General features: G+C 47.8%; 24 protein-coding genes and 1 riboswitch. Of the genes, 12 read left to right on the top strand and 12 right to left on the bottom strand.

The genetic code is table 11. The features are described from left to right. Positions 1 to 481 precede the first annotated feature (481 nt). Positions 482 to 560, top strand: a riboswitch (ZMP/ZTP riboswitch). 53 nt (positions 561 to 613) lie between these two features. Continuing rightward, the gene (locus ACY69O_RS04415; RefSeq protein ID WP_462332257.1) at positions 614 to 1,786 is read left to right on the top strand and encodes a phosphoribosylaminoimidazolecarboxamide formyltransferase; all 1,173 of its coding nucleotides are present in this window, start codon (positions 614 to 616) and stop codon (positions 1,784 to 1,786) included. 365 nt (positions 1,787 to 2,151) lie between these two features. On the opposite strand, the gene ACY69O_RS04420 is transcribed toward ACY69O_RS04415, so the two are convergent. From ACY69O_RS04420 to rpmH, 9 genes are all read right to left on the bottom strand, one after another. After that, positions 2,152 to 2,718 carry a hypothetical protein gene (locus ACY69O_RS04420; protein WP_462332258.1) on the bottom strand — a complete coding sequence of 189 codons (567 nt, stop codon included), beginning with the start codon at positions 2,716 to 2,718 and terminating at the stop codon, positions 2,152 to 2,154. Positions 2,719 to 2,807: 89 nt separating this feature from the next. Next, on the bottom strand, positions 2,808 to 3,527 hold the full coding sequence (rsmG, locus tag ACY69O_RS04425) for a 16S rRNA (guanine(527)-N(7))-methyltransferase RsmG (RefSeq protein WP_462332259.1): 720 nt from the start codon (positions 3,525 to 3,527) through the stop codon (positions 2,808 to 2,810). Beyond that, a complete protein-coding gene (gene mnmG, locus ACY69O_RS04430; RefSeq protein WP_462332260.1) occupies positions 3,524 to 5,407 on the bottom strand; it encodes a tRNA uridine-5-carboxymethylaminomethyl(34) synthesis enzyme MnmG in 1,884 nt (627 codons plus the stop codon). Before mnmG ends, rsmG begins: the two co-directional genes overlap by 4 nt. Positions 5,408 to 5,421: 14 nt before the next feature. After that, complete coding sequence (gene mnmE / locus ACY69O_RS04435) at positions 5,422 to 6,801, bottom strand: tRNA uridine-5-carboxymethylaminomethyl(34) synthesis GTPase MnmE (protein WP_462332261.1); 1,380 nt, start codon at positions 6,799 to 6,801, stop codon at positions 5,422 to 5,424. 83 nt (positions 6,802 to 6,884) lie between these two features. Beyond that, positions 6,885 to 7,523 carry an RNA-binding cell elongation regulator Jag/EloR gene (gene jag / locus ACY69O_RS04440; RefSeq protein WP_462332262.1) on the bottom strand — a complete coding sequence of 213 codons (639 nt, stop codon included), beginning with the start codon at positions 7,521 to 7,523 and terminating at the stop codon, positions 6,885 to 6,887. Beyond that, on the bottom strand, positions 7,523 to 8,245 hold the full coding sequence (locus ACY69O_RS04445; protein ID WP_462332263.1) for a YidC/Oxa1 family membrane protein insertase: 723 nt from the start codon (positions 8,243 to 8,245) through the stop codon (positions 7,523 to 7,525). The genes jag and ACY69O_RS04445 overlap by 1 nt, the downstream gene beginning before the upstream one ends. 53 nt (positions 8,246 to 8,298) lie before the next feature. Next, the gene (gene yidD / locus ACY69O_RS04450) at positions 8,299 to 8,511 is read right to left on the bottom strand and encodes a membrane protein insertion efficiency factor YidD (protein ID WP_462332264.1); all 213 of its coding nucleotides are present in this window, start codon (positions 8,509 to 8,511) and stop codon (positions 8,299 to 8,301) included. Then, positions 8,511 to 8,867 (bottom strand): ribonuclease P protein component, encoded by a 357-nt coding sequence (rnpA, locus tag ACY69O_RS04455; protein ID WP_462332265.1) that lies wholly within the window; start codon positions 8,865 to 8,867, stop codon positions 8,511 to 8,513. The genes yidD and rnpA overlap by 1 nt, the downstream gene beginning before the upstream one ends. A gap of 58 nt (positions 8,868 to 8,925) precedes the next feature. Then, positions 8,926 to 9,060, bottom strand: a complete 135-nt coding sequence (gene rpmH, locus ACY69O_RS04460; RefSeq protein ID WP_462332266.1) for a 50S ribosomal protein L34 — start codon at positions 9,058 to 9,060, stop codon at positions 8,926 to 8,928. A gap of 414 nt (positions 9,061 to 9,474) precedes the next feature. Between rpmH and dnaA the strand changes: the two genes are divergently transcribed. From dnaA to htpX, 7 genes are all read left to right on the top strand, one after another. Further along, positions 9,475 to 10,893, top strand: a complete 1,419-nt coding sequence (dnaA, locus tag ACY69O_RS04465) for a chromosomal replication initiator protein DnaA (protein WP_462332267.1) — start codon at positions 9,475 to 9,477, stop codon at positions 10,891 to 10,893. A 268-nt stretch (positions 10,894 to 11,161) separates the two neighbouring features. Continuing rightward, the gene (dnaN, locus tag ACY69O_RS04470) at positions 11,162 to 12,277 is read left to right on the top strand and encodes a DNA polymerase III subunit beta (RefSeq protein WP_462332268.1); all 1,116 of its coding nucleotides are present in this window, start codon (positions 11,162 to 11,164) and stop codon (positions 12,275 to 12,277) included. A gap of 11 nt (positions 12,278 to 12,288) precedes the next feature. Then, positions 12,289 to 12,516, top strand: coding sequence for an RNA-binding S4 domain-containing protein (locus ACY69O_RS04475; RefSeq protein WP_462332269.1), 228 nt, complete (start codon positions 12,289 to 12,291; stop codon positions 12,514 to 12,516). Positions 12,517 to 12,518: 2 nt separating this feature from the next. Beyond that, the gene (gene recF / locus ACY69O_RS04480; RefSeq protein ID WP_462332270.1) at positions 12,519 to 13,625 is read left to right on the top strand and encodes a DNA replication/repair protein RecF; all 1,107 of its coding nucleotides are present in this window, start codon (positions 12,519 to 12,521) and stop codon (positions 13,623 to 13,625) included. Positions 13,626 to 13,629: 4 nt separating this feature from the next. Continuing rightward, the gene (locus ACY69O_RS04485; RefSeq protein WP_462332271.1) at positions 13,630 to 14,553 is read left to right on the top strand and encodes a DciA family protein; all 924 of its coding nucleotides are present in this window, start codon (positions 13,630 to 13,632) and stop codon (positions 14,551 to 14,553) included. A gap of 185 nt (positions 14,554 to 14,738) precedes the next feature. Further along, entirely contained in the window at positions 14,739 to 16,763 is a 2,025-nt protein-coding gene (gene gyrB / locus ACY69O_RS04490; protein ID WP_462332280.1) for a DNA topoisomerase (ATP-hydrolyzing) subunit B, read from the top strand. A 93-nt stretch (positions 16,764 to 16,856) separates the two neighbouring features. After that, positions 16,857 to 17,729, top strand: a complete 873-nt coding sequence (gene htpX / locus ACY69O_RS04495) for a zinc metalloprotease HtpX (protein WP_462332272.1) — start codon at positions 16,857 to 16,859, stop codon at positions 17,727 to 17,729. 83 nt (positions 17,730 to 17,812) lie between these two features. Here the strand turns inward: htpX and ACY69O_RS04500 are convergent, their stop codons facing one another. Genes ACY69O_RS04500 through ACY69O_RS04510 form a run of 3 tightly spaced genes read right to left on the bottom strand, consistent with a single transcriptional unit; the run spans position 17,813 to position 21,028 of the window. After that, positions 17,813 to 19,144: a phosphatidylserine decarboxylase gene (locus tag ACY69O_RS04500; protein ID WP_462332273.1), complete on the bottom strand. Its 1,332-nt coding sequence runs from the start codon at positions 19,142 to 19,144 to the stop codon at positions 17,813 to 17,815. Between the two features lie 28 nt (positions 19,145 to 19,172). Further along, positions 19,173 to 20,321, bottom strand: a complete 1,149-nt coding sequence (locus ACY69O_RS04505; protein WP_462332274.1) for a twin-arginine translocation signal domain-containing protein — start codon at positions 20,319 to 20,321, stop codon at positions 19,173 to 19,175. A 53-nt stretch (positions 20,322 to 20,374) separates the two neighbouring features. Then, positions 20,375 to 21,028, bottom strand: a complete 654-nt coding sequence (locus ACY69O_RS04510) for a YczE/YyaS/YitT family protein (protein WP_462332275.1) — start codon at positions 21,026 to 21,028, stop codon at positions 20,375 to 20,377. 197 nt (positions 21,029 to 21,225) lie between these two features. On the opposite strand from ACY69O_RS04510, the gene ACY69O_RS04515 reads away from it, so the two are divergent. From ACY69O_RS04515 to ACY69O_RS04530, 4 genes are all read left to right on the top strand, one after another. Then, positions 21,226 to 21,453, top strand: coding sequence for a DUF1659 domain-containing protein (locus ACY69O_RS04515; RefSeq protein ID WP_462332276.1), 228 nt, complete (start codon positions 21,226 to 21,228; stop codon positions 21,451 to 21,453). A 35-nt stretch (positions 21,454 to 21,488) separates the two neighbouring features. After that, positions 21,489 to 21,701 (top strand): DUF2922 domain-containing protein, encoded by a 213-nt coding sequence (locus ACY69O_RS04520; RefSeq protein ID WP_462332277.1) that lies wholly within the window; start codon positions 21,489 to 21,491, stop codon positions 21,699 to 21,701. Positions 21,702 to 21,968: 267 nt separating this feature from the next. Further along, a complete protein-coding gene (locus ACY69O_RS04525; protein WP_462332278.1) occupies positions 21,969 to 22,787 on the top strand; it encodes an Rpn family recombination-promoting nuclease/putative transposase in 819 nt (272 codons plus the stop codon). Between the two features lie 216 nt (positions 22,788 to 23,003). Further along, complete coding sequence (locus ACY69O_RS04530; RefSeq protein WP_462332279.1) at positions 23,004 to 23,408, top strand: hypothetical protein; 405 nt, start codon at positions 23,004 to 23,006, stop codon at positions 23,406 to 23,408. Positions 23,409 to 23,741 lie beyond the last annotated feature (333 nt).

The following is a 23,741-nucleotide window of genomic DNA, read 5'->3' on the forward strand; positions in this document are numbered from 1 at the left end:
CCCCATGGCAGCGCATCCATGTGCCGTCCTCCTTCATTCCGCAGGCAGAAAAAACGGTCATTACCCCCAGTGACAGCAAAAGACTGAACACCGCCGGAAGCAGCGCAAAAGCCTTCTCTTTTGTCAATTTCATCAGACTCCTCCTATGGTCATCAGCATTCTGACTAATTTTACGAATTCTCAGTCAGTATATCACGGCTAAAAGGAAATGACAATCATTCTCATATGTATACTTTTACGACCATCTTGAAAAATAACATTTAAGAAAACACTGCTTAAATATAGACATCCGGATTGATACAGATTGTACGTCCCGCCCAAGGCGGCAAACCGCAGGCATAATGGTGCTGTATCGGAGATTTTCCAACACAGGGAAGACACACAAGATGTAACTTGTTTCACGTGAAACACCGTGTATACAAGGCCTCCGTTTAATCCCGATTCCTTGACAAAAGAACCCGTCAATGATACTCTGATTTTATGAGGTCTGTACGACTGACGGAAGTGGAATTGACCACAGGGAGTACAGACAGGAAAAGCCGACCGTCTGGGCACATGATATGACCCGGAATCCCGGGAGGCTTTTTTTGTTTTAATATAGGAGGATAACACAATGGATGAAATGGCTTTGAAATACGGTTGCAATCCGAATCAGAAACCGGCGCGCGTTTACATGAAAAAGGGAGAAATCCCCTTCAAGGTTCTGAATGGCAACCCGGGATACATCAATCTGCTTGACGCAATGAACAGCTGGCAGCTTGTCCGCGAGCTGAAAAAAGCAACGGGACTCCCGGCTGCTGCTTCCTTCAAACACGTCAGCCCTGCAGGCGCTGCAGTCGCGGTTCCTCTCTCTGACGTATTGAAGCAGGTTTATTTCGTGGAGGGCATCGAGCTTTCTCCAATCGCCACCGCATATATCCGCGCACGCGGTGCTGACCGCATGTCCTCATACGGCGACTTCGTTGCGCTCTCCGACGAGTGCGACGCGCAGACGGCTTCCTTCCTGCAGCGTGAGGTTTCCGACGGCATCATTGCTCCGTCCTACTCCGAGGCAGCGCTTGAAATCCTCAAGACAAAACGCAAGGGCTCATACCTCGTCATTCAGATGGACCCGGACTACGAGCCTGAGCCGCTGGAGCACAAACAGGTCTTCGGCGTATGGTTCGAGCAGAAACGCAACAATATAGAAATCACCGAGGAATGTCTGTTAAACCGCCCGACGCAGAACAGGGAAATCCCCGAAAACGCAAAACGGGATCTCCTCATCGCCCTCATCACGCTGAAATACACCCAGTCCAACTCCGTGTGCTACACCATGGACGGACAGGCTATCGGTATCGGCGCAGGACAGCAGTCCCGCGTACACTGCACACGTCTCGCAGGCAGCAAGGCTGACAACTGGTTCCTCCGTCAGAGCCCGCAGGTGCTGAACCTGCCCTTCAAATCCGACGTGCGCCGTCCTGACCGCGACAACGCCATCGACGTCTACATCGGCGAAGAATACGAAGACCTTCTCCGTGACGGCGAATGGCAGCGCGTATTCACGGAAAAACCGCCTGTGTTCACAAAGGAAGAAAAGAAGGCTTGGCTTTCCAAGGCTACGGGTATTTCACTGGGCTCCGATGCTTTCTTCCCATTCGGCGACAATATCGAACGCGCCCACAAAAGCGGCGTAAGCTACATTGCACAGACCGGCGGCTCTATCCGCGACGACAATGTTATCGAGACCTGCGACAAGTACAATATCGCAATGGCATTCACCGGAATCCGTCTTTTCCATCATTGATTTGCGGTATACAAAAACGGCCTTACTTTTTTAAGTAAGACCGTTTTTTTGATGGGTTTCTACCTTATTTTTTCTAATTATCTGATTAGTGCTTCAATAAATAACACTTTCAGCGCATTTTCACTTTATAACCCGATTTCTGTGTATATCTTGACCTAAATATGGACTTATCAACAAAACAGTCCACAAAATATGCTTTTTGTGACTAATTTTGTGGATAACTTCCGATAGTTATGCACAAATCTTGTTGACATTTTAACATTATGCTAATTTATCAACTGGTACTTTTGCTTTAATTTTTTAAAATTAGTATAAAAAAAGTGGGAGTTTTTTACTCCCACTTAAAAATTTTCACATGTAAGAAATTAAAGCGCAATACGGAATACATCCTCCACAAAATCACCCAGGTCACCCTCATTGGACGCGCCTGCCTGTGCAACAACACCGTGATAGATATGGTCCTCTATGCTTTCCGGCACAAGATTTTCCCATTTCCTCGGGTCATATTTGCCCGTTTCAACGTCATTGTTCGGGCGGCCGCTTATCTCAAGCTCGCAGAGGAACTGAATCTGCTTCCTGTCCTTGCGGATATAGTAATGCTCCAGATAATACGTGTCCTCTATGCCCCTGTAGTTGGCGTCGCGTCTTTCAGAGCCTACACCCAGCGGTACCAGCTTGATCCACACATCAAGCATACGTTTTTTCTGGAACGGAATATCCACCCACTGCATGTTTTTCTTGTCCAGATAATAGATGTAGGAAGCGTCCTTATATATCTGGACAAACTGCGCCTCTTCTTCCTCACTGGCTTTTATCTCATCAGCGGACATTTCGTTTTCGTTATCTGCATACGCGGTCTGAGGCGGAATCGCCAAAAAGCTTCCCGCACAGACAAGAGCCGCAAGAATACTGCTGACCCAACGTTTTTTCATTGCCTGCACCTTCTTTGCTAAATCTTATACTAGTAGTATTCGACTTAATCCCGTAAAATCCTTTTTTTCAATTTCAGCCCTGCTTCATATCAGACAATCGGATTTTTCTCAGGTGTCCCTGCCTTGCGCGGATAGACGGACGGGGTTTTCTTCGTCTTTTTTATGTAGATAATTCCACGCTTGTCATCAAGCCCCGGAAGCTTTACCTCGCGCAGCACAGGCTCGCTGCCGCCGAGAACCTTCACTGCCTTTGCGGCTTCCTCCGTTTCCTCCACGTATTTCGCGCCCTTCATGGCCGCGAAAAAGCCGCCCACCTTGACGAAAGGCAGGTCATATTCCGCGAGAATCGGAAGTCTTGCCACCGCACGGGAAACAGCCGCGTCAAATTTTTCACGGTACTGCTTCTGGCGCGCCGCTTCCTCCGCCCTTGCGTGAACGCAGGAAACCTCCTTCAGCCCCAGCTCGTTTACTACAGTTTCAAGGAACTTCACCCGCTTGTTGAGGCTGTCTATGAGCGTAACCTTCAGCCCGGGACGGAAGATTTTCAGGGGAATGCCCGGAAAGCCCGCGCCTGTTCCCACATCAACCACGGACATGCCGTCCTTGAACCATGCATCATCATACACCGTCAGAGAGTCAATCATGTGCTTTACCGCCACATCATTCGGCTCTGTCAGCGCCGTGAGATTCATCTTCTGATTCCATTCCAGAAGAAGCTCCCGGTATTTATCGAACTGTGCCAGCTGCTCATCTGTCAGGGTGATTCCGTATTCCTTTGCGGCTTTATCAAGGATTTCAATGAATGTCATTTTCCTTCCTCCCGAAGACGGCTCTGCTGCTCCAGATACACAAGCAGCACGGAAATATCCGCAGGGGAAACTCCCGAAATACGGCTCGCCTGCCCCACGGAGCGCGGGCGTATCATGGAGAGCTTTTCCCTTGCCTCATCACGAAGGCTCGTAATGGAAAGATAATCTATATCCTCCGAAAGAAGCTTGTTCTCCAGTTTTTCCATGTGATTTACCTGCTCCTGCTGCTTTTGGATATAGCCGTCGTAGGTGATGGCGATATCCACCTGCCTGCAGGCCTCCTCCGAAATCTCCGGAAGTCCGAAAACAGGCTGCAAAAGCTTATAGTCCGCATCCGGACGGCGCAAAAAGTCATAAAGGGACGTAACCACGTGAATAGGCTTCATGCCGAGAGCCTCAAGCTTTTCATTTACCTCGCGGCTTGGATTGATGGAGTTTTCCCGCAAAAATGCCTCTGCCTTTTCGATATCGGCCTTTTTCGCCAGATAGCGGGCATAGCGGTCGTCCTTTACAAGCCCCACCCTGCGGCCGTGCTCCGTGAGACGGAGGTCTGCGTTGTCCTGACGGAGAAGCAGGCGGTACTCCGCGCGGGAGGTCATCATACGATACGGCTCCTGGGTTCCCTTCGTTACCAGTTCGTCAATGAGCACGCCGATATACGCCTCAGAGCGCTTCAATACCAGCGGTTCTTCGCCCTTTACAAACATGGCAGCGTTGATTCCTGCCATGATGCCCTGCGCCGCGGCTTCCTCGTAGCCCGACGTGCCGTTCGACTGTCCCGCGGAGAAAAATCCCCCGATATTCTTGAATTCCAGCGTCGGCTTCAGCTGCAGCGGGTCAATGCAGTCGTACTCGATAGCGTAGCCCGGGCGCATGACACGGCAGTGCTCAAGCCCCGGTATTGTGTGCAGAAAAGCAATCTGCACGTCGATAGGCATGCTCGTTGACATGCCCTGCACATACATTTCCTCTGTATGTATGCCCTCAGGCTCCACAAAGAGCTGATGTCTTTCCTTGTCAGGGAAACGGACAATCTTCGTCTCAATGGACGGGCAGTAGCGCGGCCCGATACCTTTGATTACGCCGTTTGCCATAGGCGCGCGGTCGATATTGTCGCGGAGTATTTTGTGAGTTTCCTCATTTGTATATGTAAGCCAGCAGGGAATCTGCTCACGGGTGGTCACATCACTCATAAATGAGAAATTGCGCGCCTCCTCGTCACCCGGCTGCTTTTCCATTTTGTCGTAATCAAGGGAACGCGCGTCAACGCGGGCCGGAGTTCCCGTCTTAAAACGCATGAGCTTCACCCCGGCCTTTTCCAGACAGTCGGAAAGCTTCATAGCCGCGCGCTGTCCGTTTGGACCGCTGCTGTAGGTGGTCTCTCCGATTATGATTTTTCCCTTCAGATACGTACCCGACGCCAGTATCACGGCGCGGCAGAGATACACCTCTCCCGTTTCCACCACGACACCCTTCACATGGTCGTCCTCAAAAAGAATCTCGTCAATGAGAAGCTGCTTCACGTCGAGATTTTCCTGCTTTTCGCAGGTTTCCTTCATGGTGAACTGATAGAGCTTTTTATCCGCCTGAGCTCTGAGAGCGTGAACAGCGGGGCCCTTTCCCGTATTAAGAAGACGGAACTGAATGCAGGTCTTGTCCGCGTTGAGTCCCATTTCGCCGCCCAAAGCATCAAGCTCCCTCACCAGATGTCCCTTTGCAGGGCCGCCGATGGACGGATTGCAGGGCATGAGTGCGATATTATCCATGCTGAGCGTCGCCAGAAGCGTGCTGCACCCGATACGTGCAGAGGCAAGAGCCGCCTCAACGCCCGCGTGGCCCGCTCCTATTACGATTACTTCATATTCTCCGGCTACAAACATTTAAGTATTACTCCTTATTTTCCTAAGCAGAAACGGCGGAATATCTCGTCAATGATATCCTCTCCAACCGTTTCACCTGTGATTTCTCCGAGCTTTTCCCATACCGTGCGCAGATCTATGACAACAAAATCCGCGCTCATTCCGTTTTCTATAGTATCAAGCACCGCGTTTGAATCCCGCAGCGCCTCCCTCAAAAGATGCGCTTCCCTTGCGGAGGCCACAAAGCAGCCCTCCTGGTCGATTGCTTCCTCGCCGTATACCCTGGAAACAATCTCCTTTTCCAGCGCCTCAAGCCCCGAGCCCGATTTCGTCGAAATGGAAAGCACCGTCTTCCCGGGCAGAAGCTCATTGAAAAGCTCCCTTTTAAGCTCCGCCTTCAAATCTTCCTTAGTAAGAAGAATCAGAGCTTCCTTATCCTTCAGAAGCTCGATTATCTCCTTATCCTCGTCCTGCAGCGCGGATGACGCGTCAAAAAGCGCAAGCACAAGGGACGCCTTTTCGATATAGCCCTTTGAGCGTTCCACACCCATCTGCTCAACACGGTCCTCCGTGGCGCGGATACCTGCCGTATCTATTATATGCAGAGGAACTCCCCCTACATTGGCGTATTCCTCTATACTGTCGCGGGTCGTTCCCGGTATATCCGTGACGATAGCCCTTTCCTCATGGAGAAGAGCGTTCAGCAGACTGGATTTTCCCACGTTCGGCCGTCCGATGATAGCCGTTTCCAGTCCCTCTCTCAGTATCTTTCCCGTATGCGCCGTCCTGACGAGTCTTTCGAGCTTTTCGCATATCCCGGAAACCCTCGTCCTTACCTCGTCAATCACCACATCATCAATATCGTCCTCGGGAAAATCTATGGACGCCTCAAGATGTGCAATCATTTCCAGGATATCATGGCGGACTCCCTTTATCTCACGGGAAACCATGCCCTCCAGATGGCCTGCTGCCATGCGCAGGGACGAGTCCGTCTTTGCCTCTATCAGATCCATGACAGCCTGCGCCTGAGTAAGGTCAAGACGTCCGTTCAGAAAGGCGCGCTTAGTGAACTCACCCGGCTCCGCAGGTCTCGCCCCGTGCTGAAAGGTAAGCTCCAGAACACGGCGCAGGACAAAGCTTCCGCCGTGGCACTGCAGCTCCACCACATCCTCCTTCGTATAGGAATGAGGAGCGCGCATGATGAGCGCAAGAGCCTCGTCCACCATGCGGCCGTTTTCCATGATTTTACCGTATGCCGCATGATAGGAACCTATATCCTCAAGAGAGCCTCCGCGCTCAGGCACAAACAGCTCCGACGCGGTCTTCACCGCGTTTTCTCCGCTGATGCGGATTATGCCTATGCCGCCCTCGCCCCGCGGTGTAGCAATGGCGCTGATGGTATCCCCCTGCTGCATTGTTTATTCCTCCTACAAAAAAAGAGCTGCCTCTGGTATAGAGACAGCCCTTTCACAGTTCTCTCCTGAAAATCAGACCATCCTTACCTTCTTGGACGGTTCGCTTCAATTACGACCTTGCGGAAAGGTTCCTCTCCGTCGCTGTACGTGCGCACGCGGGTATCATCCTGCAGGGCCATATGTATGATTTTGCGTTCATGCCGGTTCATCGGCTCAAGAACAATCTTATTCGCCGAGCGGCATACCTTGTCTGCAAGACGCAGTGCCAGATGGCGGAGCGTTTCAGCGCGGCGCTCGCGGTACTTCTCGATATCGAGAACAACGCGCACACGGTCATCTGTACGTGTACGGTTTGCCACGAGATTTACGAGATACTGCAGCGCATCAAGAGTCTGACCGTGCTTTCCGATCAGAACGCCGAGATTTTCACCGATGAGATTGAAGGAAATGCCTTCCTCCGTCTCCTCGACCTCAAGCTCCACCTTGAGACCCATGGACGCGAACAGCTTGCTGAGGAACTCCTGAGCATATTCCTTAGGAGATTTCTCAATCAAGGTCACACGGACCTTTGCTTCGTGTCCACCGATAATTCCGAAAAAGCCCTTAGAGGGTTCAGAAATAACTTCTACCTTTACTTCCTCAAGAGACGCACCGAGCTCTTCTAAAGCAGCTTTTTGTGCTTCTTCGATGGTTTTGCCGGTCTTTTCAACGCTTGCAGCCATCAGAACGCCCCCTTCTTACCCTTTTTATCCTTCTTCTTCGATTCCTTTGCAGCAGGCTTGCTGCCGGATTTTTCTTCGTTACGGAACATCCACCACTGCTGGCCGATCTGTACGATATTCATGGTTACCCAGTAAAGAACAAGGCCCGCAGCAAAATTCGTACTCATCCAGCCGATGAAAAGAGGCATGATGTACATCATCATCTTCATCTGCTGATTATTATTGTCCCCCGTCGTCTGCTGCTGAACAAGGAAAGTAGTTGCCATGGACAGAATCGGCAGAATATAGTACGGGTCAGGCTCCGACAGAGTCGGCATCCACAGAAAAGCAGGGTTCCCCCCCTGATACGTGGTATCTCTGAGAGCATAATAAATAGCCATGAGAATAGGCATCTGAACCAGCATCGGAAGACATCCGGAAAGAGGGCTGACACCCTTCTCCTGATAGAGCTTCGAAAGCTCAGCCTGGAGTCTTGCGGGATCTCCCTGATACGTCTGCTGGAGACGCTTCATTTCAGGCTGCAGCTCCTGCATTGCCTTCATAGACTTGATCTGTTTGACCGTAAGAGGATACATTACCATCTTGATAACGATGGTCAGAATAATGATAGCCAGACCATAGCTCTCAATACCTGCCGTGGAAACGAGCAGGTCATGGAAAAACTCCACGCCCTTCTGAATCATCAAAACAAACGGTTCAAACAAAGACCACAAAAAATCCAAAAAATCACATCCCAGTTAAAAAGCAATCCGGCCAAAACGACCGGATTCTATACTCATGGAACGGGGTCGTAACCGCCGGCATGAAACGGATGGCAGCGCAAAATGCGCTTAATCGCGAGCCAGCAGCCCTTCCGGGCCCCATATTTTTCAACGGCAATACGCGCATACTCCGAGCAGCTCGGAATATAGCGGCAGCACGGCATCTTCAGCGGAGAAATACATACCTGATAAAACGAAATAAGAAACAGGCAGATACTCTTTCCCATCACTCCGCCTCCTGCCGGATAATACGCGCTTTCCTGCCCAAATCGAGGAAAGCTTTTTCCATGACCGGCTGCTTTACAGAAACCGCAGGTTTGCGTGCCACAAGGAGAAGCCAAACCTCTTCCTTCAACAGCGCCTGATTTTTGCGGTAGCTCTCCCGCATAATCCGCTTCATGCGGTTGCGGGTAACGGCATTGCCCAGCTTTTTGCCTGCAGCAAAACCGGCCTTGCGCTCCAGCCCAATCGCCGGAAACACATAAAGAACCAAATAACGGTTTGCCAGCGAATGTCCCTCTTTATAAACCTTCTGGAACATTTGCTTATTGCGCAGAATCCTGCGCTTTGGCAGCTTCAACATAGAGTCCGAACCTCATTTTCCTCAGATGGAAAAAATAGGTCACCGGAGTGACCTATGATTAAGCCGACAGTCTCTTTCTGCCCTTCTGGCGACGAGCTTTCAGGACCAGGCGGCCGCCCTTCGTCTTCATGCGGGCACGGAACCCATGCGTCACTTTGCGCCAATGCTTATTCGGCTGATACGTCTGTTTCAAAATGTGCACCTCCTTTTAGCATTCGGGTAAATTTCCGCATATATATAGAATAAAACACGAATCACCACGAACGAAACTATAAAGATTATAGACTACAGCTATCGGGGTGTCAAGATTTTTACAGTTGTCAGTCCACTTAAACCTGTGGATAAAGAACCAACTTTTGTCGGCTTTCCAGTAAAAACTGTTGATAACTTTTCCCTAGTTTGATAAACTTATTTTGGTCTTTGTATAACGATTTGCGGAAAAAAAATTTTTTCTTTCTATTATATAGCTTGAATTAAAACTCAAAATTTAAGCTTTTATATCGATTTTCATAATTCATGGCAAAACGTTGATTACTTATCCACAAGTGTGTATAAAATTGTGGATAAGAATTTTTTTAGGCAAATCATTAAGAAAGGATTTGTAGGAATGGAACAGAACGAACTGCAGGAAATCTGGAGAGAGATTCTTGGGAAGCTGCGTGAAAGCATTGTGGAGAGTGCTTGCCAGCGATGGCTCGATCCAATCAAACCGCTTTCTCTTTCGGAAGGTGAGCTCACGCTCATAACACAGAACAAATTTTCAAAGGAATATATCGAAAACCTTTATATCCCTTTCATCAAAAACGCGGCAATGGACGTGCTGCACCGTCCCGTGGACATAATTCTTCAGCCGGCTGCTTCGGAAGAACCGGCTAAGGAAGCAGCGCAGCCGACACTTTTCGCTCAGCCTCAGCCGGTGTCTGAAGCTGCAGCAGAAGAACCGTCAGCTCAGCAGGCGCCAAAAGAATCACAGCCTCTGGCACCGATTCCGCCCGGAGACCGCTCGTCCATGAACCCGAAATACACCTTTGATACATTCGTAACAGGCAGCTCCAACAAGCTTGCCCACGCGGCGGCCCTTGCCGTTGCCGAAGCACCGGGCAAAGCATACAACCCGCTGTTCATGTACGGAAGTGTCGGACTTGGAAAAACGCATCTCATGCAGGCTATCGGAAACCAGATCCTGCAGAACGACCCGACGAAGCGCGTTCTCTATATCTCCAGTGAAAAATTCACAAACGAGCTCATCAACTCCATCATGGAGGGCAAATCAGAGAGCTTCCGTCAGAAGTACCGCACCATTGACGTACTTCTCGTCGACGATATTCAGTTCCTGTACAAAAAAGAGCACACCCAGGAAGAATTCTTCCGTACCTTCAACACTCTTTACGACGCGGGAAAACAGATTATCCTCTCAAGCGACCGTCATCCGAAGGAAATCCAGACCTTGGAGGAACGTCTCCGTTCACGCTTCGAATGGGGCCTTATCACAGATATTCAGGCACCGGACCTTGAGACACGAATCGCCATCCTGAAGAAAAAAGCGATTATGGAGAATATTGACGTCCCCAACGACGTGCTTTATTACATTGCCAGCCGCATAAACAGCAACATCCGTGAGCTGGAAGGCGCCCTTACCCGCGTAGTCGCGTTTGCTTCCCTCAACGGACAGCAGATTACCACTGAGCTTGTGGCAGAAGCAATGAAAAACATCTATCCGACCACAAAAACGGTTGAAATAACCATAGAGCTCATTCAGGAGATTGTTGCCCAGTACTTCAAAATCAAGGTCGAGGCACTTCTCTCCAGCAAAAGAACCCGTGAGCTCGTCATCCCGCGCCAGATTGCAATGTACCTCTGCTGCGAGCTGACAGATATATCCCTTCCGAATATCGCGGGCTGCTTCGGACGCGACCATACAACAGTTATCCATGCCCGGGACAAGATTACGGAAGACATAACAAAAGACAATAAGCTTGAAACGACCATAAAGGATCTGCGCCAGAGAATAGAGCGTGTAAGCTAAAAATTTCCGGCCGCGGGATATACCCACTTTTATGTGAATATCCCTCTTAAAATCCTGTGGGTGCGATGTTGATAAACTAAAAGAACGGTTATCCATGTATATATGTGGATAACTGTTCTTACTTATTAACAAACTTTTACACTGAAGCCTGTTACTAAATTTTCACGGAAAAACGACATTTTCCACATTTCCACAGGCCCTACTACTACGTCTACTATTTTTTAAATAATTTCACTCATTCATAAAAAAACGGGAGAGGTGCATAACATTGAAATTTAATTGTTCAAAAAATGACCTTATACAGGCACTTCAGATAGCAGGAAGAGCGGTAGCAACAAAGCCGCAAACCCCGATTCTCTCGGGAATCTACATGAAAGCAGCAGAAGGAAAGCTGGAGCTTCAGGCTACCGATTACGAAATCGGTGTAGTCTGCAAAATCGACGCTGATGTAGAAGAAGATGGAGTCATCGTAGCTCCGGGACGTTATTTCTCAGAGGTATCAAAAAATCTCCCGGGAGATACTGTAACATTAACAAACGAAATAACAGACAATACAATACACATATCTTCAGGCTCTGCGCACTTCACACTGCTCAGAATGAACACTGAAGAATTCCCGTGCATCAAACCCTTCAATAAATCTGCAGAGTTCACTATCCGTGATACGGTACTCAGAAAGCTCATCAGAAAAACCTCCTTTGCATGCGCCAACGACGAGACACGCCTTATTTTCACAGGCTGCCTTATGGAGCTTGAGGGAGAGGCAATCAGAATGGCTGCCACAAATACACACCGTCTTTCACTGGACCAGGAGGTTCTTGAGGGATACACGGGAGACAAGAAACAGGTTATCGTACCGGCACGCATTCTCGGAGAGCTGGAGCATGTACTCAACTCAGAGGTTCCTGAAGATGTTACGGTAAATACTTCATATAATGAAATCAGCTTCTCTTTTGAGAATCTTTATCTGACTTCACGCCTTATTGAAGGTCAGTTCCCGGATTATCACCGTGTTATTCCGCCTGATTTCAAGACGAGAGTTACCATCGACACGGCTTCCTTTATGGCTGCCGTGAACCGTGTGTCACTTATCGCGCGTTCCTCGGAATATAACGTAGTGAAGCTTGACTTCGGAATGGGACAGGTACATATTTCCTCCAACAGCCCGGATATCGGACAGGCTGAGGAGACTGTTCCTGTTGTAATTGACGGACCTGATGTAAAAATCGCATTCAACGCTACATATATCACCGACGTGCTGAAGCATATCGATACGAAGGAATTCTATCTTTCTCTCAATGAATCCCTTAATCCGGCTGCTATCCGCGAGACACAGGACGAAGCATTTATCTATATCGTCACGCCGGTACGCGTGTCCAACTGAGAGGAAAAATGATGGAAAACGTAAGCATTCATACAGAGGATATACAGCTCGACCAGTTCCTTAAAATCGCCGGAGCCGTAATGACAGGCGGCGAGGTAAAGGCCTGGATAGCTGACGAAAGAATCCTCAAAAACGGCGAGGTCGAAACCGCCCGCAGAAGAAAGCTGCACGACGGAGACGTAATAACACTTATTACAGACGACGGAAAAGTGGAATACAAGGTCGTGCGTGAGGGGTAACTATGAAAATCCGCTCCATGGAATTGAGAAACTACAGGAACTACGAATCTCTGTCCCTTTCTCTCGATGATGATATAAATGTTTTCCTCGGGCAGAACGCCCAGGGAAAAACAAACGTGCTTGAGGCCGTTTATTACTCGGCTCTTGCGCGCTCTCACCGTACCTCTGTGGACGGGGAGCTGATTCGATGGGAGGAGCCTAAGGGATTTCTTTCGCTTGTTTTCGAGCGTATGGGCGTGGAAAATACCCTTGAGTTTCATTTTGAGCGCGGAAAAAGGCGCAGGATTCTTTACAATGGTCTTTCTATCCGTACAAAAGACCTTGTGGGAGCAGTAAATGTGGTGCTTTTCTCTCCTGAGGATTTGTTTTTGATAAAAGGAGCGCCGGCAGGCCGCCGGCGCTTTCTTGATATGGAAATATCCCAGGCTGACCCCTCGTATTTTCACGACCTGACAGTATATACAAGGGTAATCACCCAGAGAAATATGCTCCTGAAAAAAATCCGTGAGCGCCGTACAGACCGCTCAATGCTTGATGTATGGGACGAGCAGCTTTCTCCGCTGGCTGCCCGCATCGTAAAAAAAAGACAGGCTGCGGTAAAGCTCCTTCATGGCATAGCTGACCGAATGCAGCGAAAAATATCCGGAAACGAAGAAGAGCTTTTGCTTGAATACGAGCTCCACGGCGCCGAAGAGGGCATTGTGACAGAGGAGCTTTCTTCATGGTATAATCAAAAACTGAGGGAAGCGCGGGAGCTTGATATTCTGCGCGGAGCTACAAGTGTCGGACCTCACCGTGACGACCTTGCGTTTATGGTGAACGGAATGGACCTTCGTTCCTACGGCTCACAGGGGCAGCAGAGAACGGGAGTCCTTGCGCTGAAGCTATCAGAGCTTGCTTTTTTCCGTGAGGAAACAGGGGAGTACCCGATACTTCTCCTTGATGACGTCATGAGCGAGCTTGACAGGGGACGGCGTGAAAAGCTAATTGACTTTATCCGCGAGGAGCATATCCAGACACTCATTACGGCTACCGATGAAGCATATTTCCCTGAAAAGGAATTCGGCCGTATGTATCATGTTAAGGCAGGAACCGTGACAGCGGGGTGATTGCATGGCAAGAACCAAAACAACAGAAAGTCTGCAGGCTATTCTTCCGAGATACGTGAGCAATATGAAAGGGAAGAAGCAGTTTCAGATGCATGTGGCTTTTTATAACTGGGAAAAGATAGTCGGCCCCCAGATAGCAAAGCATGTGAAACCTGTGCGTATGGATTTCCGTACGCTTTTTCTTTATGCGGACGCGCCTGCGTGGGCAGCTCAGCTGCGCTATATGGAACGCGACCTTATAGACAAAATAAACGCCTATGTAGCAACGGAGCTTGTAACTTCTATACGTTATACAAATTATATAGAAAAAAGAAAACAAAGCGGTTTTAAGAGAAACAGCAATGCCGTGAAGGCTCCTGAAATCATTCCGGACAGCGAGGATTTGAAAAAAGCTGAAAGCTCCTGCAGCCCAATAAAGGATAAAGAAGTACGTCAGGCAGCGGAGCGAGCCCTTGCGGCAAAGGAAGCTCTTGATAAGGATAAAAAGAAAAGGAATTACCATGCCTGCGCCGAATGCGGTGTTCTCTGCCCTCCGAATACAGACGTATGCGATATATGTGACAGAAAGAGAAGAGAGCGCAAAAAGGACGCGGTACGCCGCGCCATATCCGAAAAGCCATGGTGCTCATACGCGGAGCTTTACGAAAGATTCCGCTGCACTCCTGAGATGGCCATGGAGCAGCGGCTTGAACTAATAAGGACTCTTGCAAGAAAGGTAAAAGCAGGGGACGAAACAAGCGACGACGCGAAAAAGATAGTCATGCTTCAGACATCTCTTCCTTCTGAGCAGCTTACCGGAGAAAAAATCCATAACGTGCTCAGCAGAATGGCAGTGAATCTTCTTTATAATTCCGATGGAATAGAAAAAAAGAAACCCGAAGGAAGAAAATTCACTCCCAGGAAGTACGAAAGAAGAAAAATCAAATGAGATATAGAGATATTTTTGAATAAATTTTTATTTTACAGCAACTCTATTATTTTTTTGTAACAACAGCGTAGTATATATGTATTTACGCCGAGTTATTGATTAAATAGTGTGTTACATGGTAAAATAAAGGGTACGTGTATGCAAGAAAAGAAGAAACTTTAGGATAAATTGGAGGATCGATTTTGATGAACGAAGACGAAAAAATCGTTACTGAGGATCCGGCTGCGGAGGACGCTTTCATGGATGAAGACCTCGACACAACAAACGTTGAGATTCATCTTGATGCCGTAGATAAAGAAGAAGTATCCACGGTAAAGGGACCGTATAACGCAAACCAGATTCAGGTTCTCGAAGGACTTGAAGCTGTCCGCAAACGTCCGGGTATGTATATCGGAAGCACGTCAGAGCGCGGTCTTCATCACCTCGTCTATGAGGTAGTGGATAACTCCATCGACGAGGCCCTTGCAGGTTACTGCTCCCATGTAGAAGTAACCATTCATAAAGACAACAGCATTACCGTAGTAGATAACGGACGCGGTATCCCTGTAGATATGCACGAAAGCGGAAAGCCGGCTGTCGAGGTTGTTCTGACAGTGCTTCATGCCGGCGGTAAATTCGGCGGCAACGGCTACAAGGTTTCCGGCGGTCTCCACGGTGTCGGTGTTTCCGTTGTTAATGCCCTTTCAAAATACATGAAGGTAGAAGTACGCCGCGCGGGAAAGATTCACGAAATCGAGTTCGAGCGCGGAGAAACAACCAAGCCCCTGACAGTCGTAGGCGAATCCGAGACTACGGGAACAAAGGTCAGCTTCCTGCCTGATGATGAAATTTTTACAGATACCGTATATAAATACGAAATTCTCCGCCACCGTCTCCGCGAGCTGGCATTCCTCAACCAGGGAATCACCATTGTACTCAGGGACGAGCGCACGGAAGAGCTTCTTGAGGAAACATACCACTATGACGGTGGTATCCGTTCCTTCGTTGAGCATCTCAACCGCAAAAAAGAGACTATCAACCCTGAGCCTATCTACTTCAACGGCAAAAAGGACGATACCCTCGTTGAGATTGCAATGCAGTACAACGAAAGCTATCAGGAAACTATCTACAGTTTTGTAAACAATATCAACACCGAAGAGGGCGGCACGCACCTTGCAGGCTTCAAGCTTGCCCTTACCCGCGCGGCAAACGATTTTGCCCGCAAATCCGGTGTCCTGAAGGCAAACGACGAAAATCTCACAGGTGAGGACGTGCGCGAAGGTCTCGCATGCGTCATCAGCCTTAAAATCCATGAGCCTCAGTTCGAAGGCCAGACAAAAACGAAGCTCGGAAACTCCGAGGTCCGCGGTATCGTGGACTCCATCGTTACAGAGGGACTCACGGAATTCTTCGAGGAGAACCCGGCTATCACAAAGCGTATCCTCGAAAAATCCATCATGGCAGCACGCGCACGTATGGCAGCGCGCAAAGCCCGCGAGCTCACACGCCGCAAAAACGCCCTTGAGGTTACAAGCCTCCCGGGCAAGCTGGCAGACTGCTCCGTAAAAGACCCTGAGCAGGCAGAGATTTACCTCGTAGAGGGTGACTCCGCAGGCGGCTCCGCAAAACAGGGCCGTGACCGCCGCTTCCAGGCTATCCTTCCGCTGCGCGGAAAGATTCTGAACGTAGAAAAGGCACGTCTCGACAAGATTTTTGCAAATGCCGAGATCCGTACCATGATTACAGCATTCGGCAACGGCATCTCCGAGGACTTTGACCTTGCAAAGAGCCGCTACGGAAAAATCATCATCATGACAGATGCCGACGTGGACGGCGCACATATCCGTACACTTCTGCTCACGTTCTTCTACCGCTATATGAAGCCGCTCATTGAGCATGGACGTGTATTTATCGCTCAGCCGCCTCTTTACCTTATCAAAAAGGGCAGCAAGCACTGGTACACCTACAGCGACGAAGAGCTGGCTGCGAAGCTGAATGAAATAGGCCGCGACAACATCAGCGTACAGCGATACAAAGGTCTTGGCGAGATGAACCCGGAGCAGCTCTGGGAAACAACCATGGACCCGGAAAGACGCACAATGCTCCGCGTTGACATGGAGGACGCCGAGGCAGCCGACGAGCTCTTCACAATCCTCATGGGTGACAAAGTAGAGCCGCGCCGTCAGTTCATAGAAGAAAACGCCAAAAAGGTCAAGAACCTCGATATTTAAAAAATTTAAAAGTCCTGCCGTTTTGCAGGACTTTTTCTTCATCATTTTTTCATATCGTAAATATAGAATTTCCACCATAAGGAGGAATATCAAATGAATACTATAAAAACAACGCTTCTCATGGCGCTTTTGATGGGTGTCCTGGTAGCAGTGGGAGGGGCCTTCGGAGGTCAGCAGGGCGCTACAATAATGCTCGTTGTCTCACTGGGCATAAACTTCTTCTCTTACTGGTTCAGTGACACAATGGTACTCAAAGCCTACGGAGCGCGCGAAGTAAATGAACAGCAGGCTCCTGAGCTTTACGGTCTGGTGAAAAAACTGGCAGAGCGCGCAGAGCTCCCTATGCCGAAGGTATGCATTATCAACTCTGACGTACCGAACGCCTTTGCAACGGGCCGCAGCCCTTCGCATGCTGCCGTAGCCGTTACCACAGGCATCATGCGCGCACTGAACTACGAAGAGCTCAGCGGCGTTCTCGGACACGAGCTTTCCCACGTAAAGCATCGTGACACTCTCATCTCCACGGTTGCTGCATCTATTGCCGGCGTTATCTCATGGATTGCAAACATGGCACAGTGGGCTGCCATCTTCGGAGCAGGACGCTCCAGCGACAGAGACGACAACGGCGGAGCTATCGGGCTGCTTTTCACCATCATCGTAGCTCCTATCGCTGCAATGCTTATCCAGTTCGCTATCTCTCGCTCCCGTGAGTATGAAGCAGACAAAAGCGGCGGACAGATATGCGGAAATCCGCTCTACCTCGCATCTGCCCTTGAAAAAATCGAATACTACGCAACGCATGCCCGTCCTATGGAGGACGCAACACCTGCAACGGCGCATCTGTTCATCATCAACCCGCTGAAAAACGCGCGAATCACCTTCGCAAGCCTTTTCAGCACACACCCCGCAACAGAAGAACGCATTGCACTCCTCCGCGAACAGGCAAAGGAAATGAACATAAAATAAAAAAGAAGCTGCTGCACATAATGAAACGTGCAGCAGCCTTTTTTTATGTTCAAAATTTCGTCATTGCTTCTTTATTAAAAATCTTACTTGCGTACAAATCTGCCATACTCTTCCCTGCACAGAACATGGGCATAGCCTGCAGAGTAGCCGGATTTTTCTCCCTTGCCTACAGTCAGCTTAAAGCCGGAGCTGCCCTCAAACAGCATCACGCAGTCAGAACCGCCGAAGAGGAAATATCCCAGCTCATCGCCCTTTTTCACCTTTGTTCCGGGCTTAACACTCTCAAGAAAATTGACACTGGATACCTGTCCCATTCCCACAGGAATGACCGCAACCCGTCCATATTCCGTTTTCAGGATTACACAGCCTCTCGTCTCAACACTCTGCCAGGAAAGAGAATTCGACTCAAGAACATAAAGCTGCTTGTCATCATTCCAATAAACAACTCCGCCCACTGCATTGGCATAAGGAATAATATACACAGCCTCAACTTCTCCTGATACAGGGAAATGATATCTGTGATAATCGTCATAATTAAGATACGTGTGAGTAAGTATGCCATTGTAGAAATATTTCGCGTATGCAGCCCCCGGTTCTCCAAGCAGCTGTTCAACGGTGACGTATGCGGAGCTTTTTATTGTCACGCCGTCTTCACTCATAATCGGGTCAGCAAAGAACTTTCCATCCTCATCTATCTGCCATACCCCTTGAGGAAGCGAATCCGCAGGTGATACTACGACGCTGTCATCTTCGGGCGCTGCAATCGGGCGCACTGCGTCATTTGCCAATCTACGCGAAAAAAACTCATTGAAGGTATGCCATTTATCAGACGGCTCGTACCATCCTTTATCAAGATTCCATGTCGGATCGGCCATCAGCATATCAAGGTATTCCTTTTTCCACGATTTTTCAGTATCAAGATAATCACGCCATGTATTGTTATAAACCGTAAGCCATTTATACACCGGCTCAAGATACTCTACCGAAGGATAGAAAAGACCTTTACCCTCCAGCTCCTCAAGCGGCTGGTCAAGAAGCCAGTAAACATAAAGAATACTCTGGTCGCATTTCGTGGCAAAGCTGTCGTATTTCTCCTCCTGCAGGATATTCCACGGCATGCATGTCACAGTGTAATCCAAAAAAGAATATAATTCATCCAGCGACTGAGCAGGATTCGTTGACCTGTCGGGATTAATCTCTGCCGCCTTTGCGATTGATTTCACTACCAGCGCCTGAACCTCAGGATTCTTCTCCAGCATATCCCTGAAGGACTCTGAAGCACGAACCCGTGTCTGCACCATTGGAGCCGTCGGACTTACAAATACCTGCGCAGCAAAACCCTTGCTTATGCCGACAGTCCATACCGACAGCAAAAACGCGCATAAAACGATACCTGCCAAAAACCTTTTTTTCATGCTCAATCCCCCTTTTTATGCGATTCAATCAATAAAGCTTAATAAGCGACATGACATTTTCACGGCATATCATATCCACTGTCCTCGGACTCAGCTTATCCAGCAGCGAATAATACTTCACGACCTCATTCGGATAAGTCTTCCAGTGACCTACCTTATCCGTTCCAATCATAAAACGGTCAGGGTGACGCTCGATAAGTCTGGCCCAATCATCGAGATTATCGCCGTCGAGATAATTGTCAGGGAACTGATCGAGGAAATAATAATCATAAACAAGCCACGAAATATCTACCCACAGATTCTTATTCTCACGGAGCAGCTCGTCGGCGATTTTCGTCAGTCCTTTTATCTCCACACGCCGCGAAATACCGATATGCGCCCATATTATCTTGCAGTCGCGGTTGTACGCCAGCGCGCGCTTCAGCTCATCAAGATAAATAACACGCTCCATGCTCTGTCCCGTAATATTATGATGAACCAGAACAGGAAGCCCCTTCGCTGCGGCAAGGTCGTATATACCGAGGAAGCCGCCTCCGTCCATATGCGGAGGTTCGCCGTAGGTCAGCGCCGTCAGGTCATCATGACGGCTCATAATCTCCCCGATTCCGTGCCAGAATTTCGGATAAAGACTAAGAAGCCTCTCGACATGGTCCGCGGCAAAACGGTCGTTGCAGTTGAACCCGCAGCAGAAAGGATAAAACCTCTCCCGTATCTCCTTCGGCTGTTCCAGAAGCTCCTCAGCAAGAATATAATCCGTCGCCGAATAATAATAGCACCTGCTGTCATTGGAAAGATAATAAGCAGGAGGCTCAGGCATAGTGCTGTCCCACTGCTTCGCAATACCCATGCCGAAAATAACGGACTTTGAAACCCCGGACAAATCCATTGCCCTGCAGAGAGCAGGGAAACCGTCCGTTTTCTCAAGAAAATCCAGATAATGAAGATGAGAGTCGATAATATCATAGCGGACCTTTTCGCCCGGCGGCAGAATCTCTAAATTTCTGACGGAATCTGCAGCCAGACCACGCATCTGAGAAGCATGGGAAGATCCGGACTCTCCCTCAGCAGCCTCAGCCGCTCCATGAGGAAGCATAGAAGCAAGTCCTGCTGCCGTTCCAAAAGCAGCAAGCTTCAGAAAATCACGCCTGCTGATATCCGAATTACCCCTGCCATTCATAACAAAACCTCCCATCAAAATCACTTGAATATATTTGGATGACTATTGTTTTTTTACCAGTGCGGATGGAAAAACAGGCGGCCGTTTTCATCAACAGCCCCCAGATGAGTCAGGAAAAACTTCGCTATAACTCCCGTAAGCAGTGCTGCGATAAGCGTCCCCTCACGTATACCGTCAATAATTCCAAGATAAATGACAGAAAGGATAGCAGCGCACACCACCAGAATCACATCATTTCCCGTCTTTACCTTGCTCAGGTCTATGCGGAAATATCTCGACACAGCATAAACCAAACCCTCGCCCGGAAGCATGAGAACATTTGCTATACCCTGAATAGCAATGCCGAAAGCAATAAGAATCACTCCGATAAGCAAAGCAGCCATCTTTAACACATAACTTTCAGGCGTAACCCAGGACCATACATTCATAAACACATCAATGAAAAATGAAAATATCACAGACATCGGAATCTGAAGAAGCTGGATTTTGTGGAACTTATTACGTAGCAGCAGATACTGTGCCAGAATAAGCAGCAGATTATAAGCAAAAGTCATCTGTCCAAGAGAAAAATCCGAAGCCACGCTGATAACATACGGAAGACTCGAAGTGGGAGATATCCCCAGCAGACTCCTTACTACCAGAGGAATACCCGATGACTGGACAATAACCGCAAAAATAAACAGCGAATAACGAAAAGTGCCGGACATTAAAAAACTCCTTATATCAAATGATTCATGTAAATATCATAACGCCTTTAATCATGTTTTGCCATAGGCAAAACATCTTCTGCTTGTCACTGCACTGCCGTACGCGTCCAACTCCAAGCCCCCTCTTAATTTTTTTACCCCCACGTTGTATTTTACCTCCTTCAGGGCATGTATATAGGTGAAAGGAGGTGATAAACATGGCAGTCAAAAAAGAAGACCTCTCCACCAAGATGATTCTGAAGCTCCAGAAGGGTACCAACGAAAACGGACAGCCTGTCTACACACAGCGCTCCGTAACAAACATCAACCCTGCGATTTCGGATGATGACTTCTCCGCAATCGGAGCCGGCATCGGCGCGCTGCAGGCATATCCTGTAGAAGCAGTCGAGCGACAGGATCAGGCAGCACTCGTAAACGAGGACTGATGTAACCGAAAAACTGAAGAAAGGAGGAAAAGAACATGAGTGAAACTCTGAAAATGACGTTCAACCTCGAAGGCGGAAAAACAGCAAGCATCTCGCTTGCCGCTCCGAAAGAGGGCATCACGGCAGACGAAGTAAAGCCTGTCATGGAAAACATCGTCGCAAAAGAAGCTATCCTCGTCAAAGGCAAAAAGGCAGTCAGCCTTAAAAAAGCCGTTGTACGCAAGGTAGAGGAAGACGTACTGTTCTAAAAGAAATACCCGGGGGAAACCTCGGGTATTTTTTTATGCAGTAAATTTGATTTTGTAAGTTATAACTGATAAAACTCAAGAAAATAGATTTTTATCAGTTATAACTGATAAAAATCACGGAGAAATGCCGTTTTTTTGTGCAAGATATGAATATTTTATCAATTGAGTTGACTATTCAGAAAAATAAGTCCATAATATAGAGAACATATATTCTGAAATATACAACGCCATAAATATTGTGGTATAATAAATGAGAGGGTGGACTGTGTGAATGACCTGAGAAATGCGACTATTAGCAACAATTTTATGTTCAGATTGGTTATGGAAAAACCGGAGCTTTGCAGACAGCTTCTGGAACGCGTTCTTGATGTAAAAATAAGTGAAATAAGTTATCCTGAAGCTGAAAAAAGCCTTGAAGCGCAGCTAACCAGTAAAGGTGTGCGTCTGGATATATATGTCACTCTTGCTGATGGTACAGCCATGGACGTTGAGATGCAGGCAAGTGATTCATTCAAAGAAGCCCTTGGTAAGAGAACAAGATATTATCAATCTTTGCTGGATAATGACTCTTTGAAAAAAGGAGATCTATACAGCAGACTGCGAAAAACATATATAATTTTCATATGCACTTTTGACCCGTTTGAAAAGAATTTAGCGAAGTATACCTTCAGCAGCCGGTGTCATGAGGATTGTGAATTATCGTTGAATGACGATGTGTATAAAATTTTCTTGAATACACATGGTGACAGGCATAAGGTAAGTAAGGGATTGGCGAATCTGATGGATTACATCAATAACAACGAGCCAAATGATGATTTTACCCGCAGCTTACAGGAAGAAGTAGAATTACAGCGTGACGATGATGGAAAGAGGGCGTTGTATATGACATATGAACAAACATTGATGGAAATGGAAGAAAAAGGAAAAATCATAGGTCGTGAGCAAGGACGTGCAGAGGGTCGCGAAGAAGGCAGGGTAGAAGCTATCAAAAAATTAATGGAGAACGCTAATCTCTCTGCCGAAAAAGCTATGGAAATGTTGGGAATAGAAAAAGAAGAATTCCCAAAGTATCTGAAGCTGCTTTAGTTTTGATCTGGAAAAAATACAACAACTGCGTTACAATGAAGCCAAGAAAAGGCACCGCCTGGCGGTCAGCCCTCACGAATTAATTTTCTTTTGGAAAATAACCGTTCTGCTGCCAGGCTAGGAGCGGTTATTTTTTTTGTGCAAAAATGTGTGTTAATATATGGGAGCAGGATAAGCATTTTGTGATATCCTAACTTCAGGAAAGAGAGTGACATCATGAAAAATATTAAACTTTTTATCAGCCAAAAGAGCGCATTTTTATTTGCGATTTTGTTTGGATTTATGCTTTTTGCGGAGCAGGGCGGAACTGCAAGTGCTGCTGCGAATATCAGCTTCACAGCGACAGAAGTACAATATGCAAGAGGAGAAACTGCTATCGGAGGATATTTCTTTAATGGAGGGGATATCGGAGCGGTCGTGAATTCTGCAGAGCTTGAGGTGAACATAACAGATATGGATGGTAATTACATCTGGAATGATTCATCCTATTTCCCGAATGTTGGAGTTTTTGTGGCACCGGGTGAATATAAAGGACATGTTTTCTATATCCACAATGAAAATGCAGAAGGCTATGTCGGTCCGATAAAATGGAATGTTGGCTGGAGCCTGCATTCTTCTTAATAAAATATGTGAAATTGGACTGGCACACAGGATAGATGAAATACCCGGGGGAAACCTCGGGTATTTTTTAATGTGAGATATGAATATTTTATCAATTGAATTGACTATTCAGAAAAATAAGAGCATAATATAGAGAACGTATATTCTAAAATATACAACACCGTATATAGTGTGATATAATTTAATCAGAATAAAGAGGGATAAAATGAAATCATACGATGAGCTGACGATACAGGATAACTTTATCTTTCAGAAGATAATGCGCAACAAAAGAATCTGTAAACAGACTCTTGAGCGGCTGTTGGATATAGATATCAAGGACATATCCTATCC

Source organism: Schwartzia sp. (in: firmicutes) (assembly GCF_978017985.1).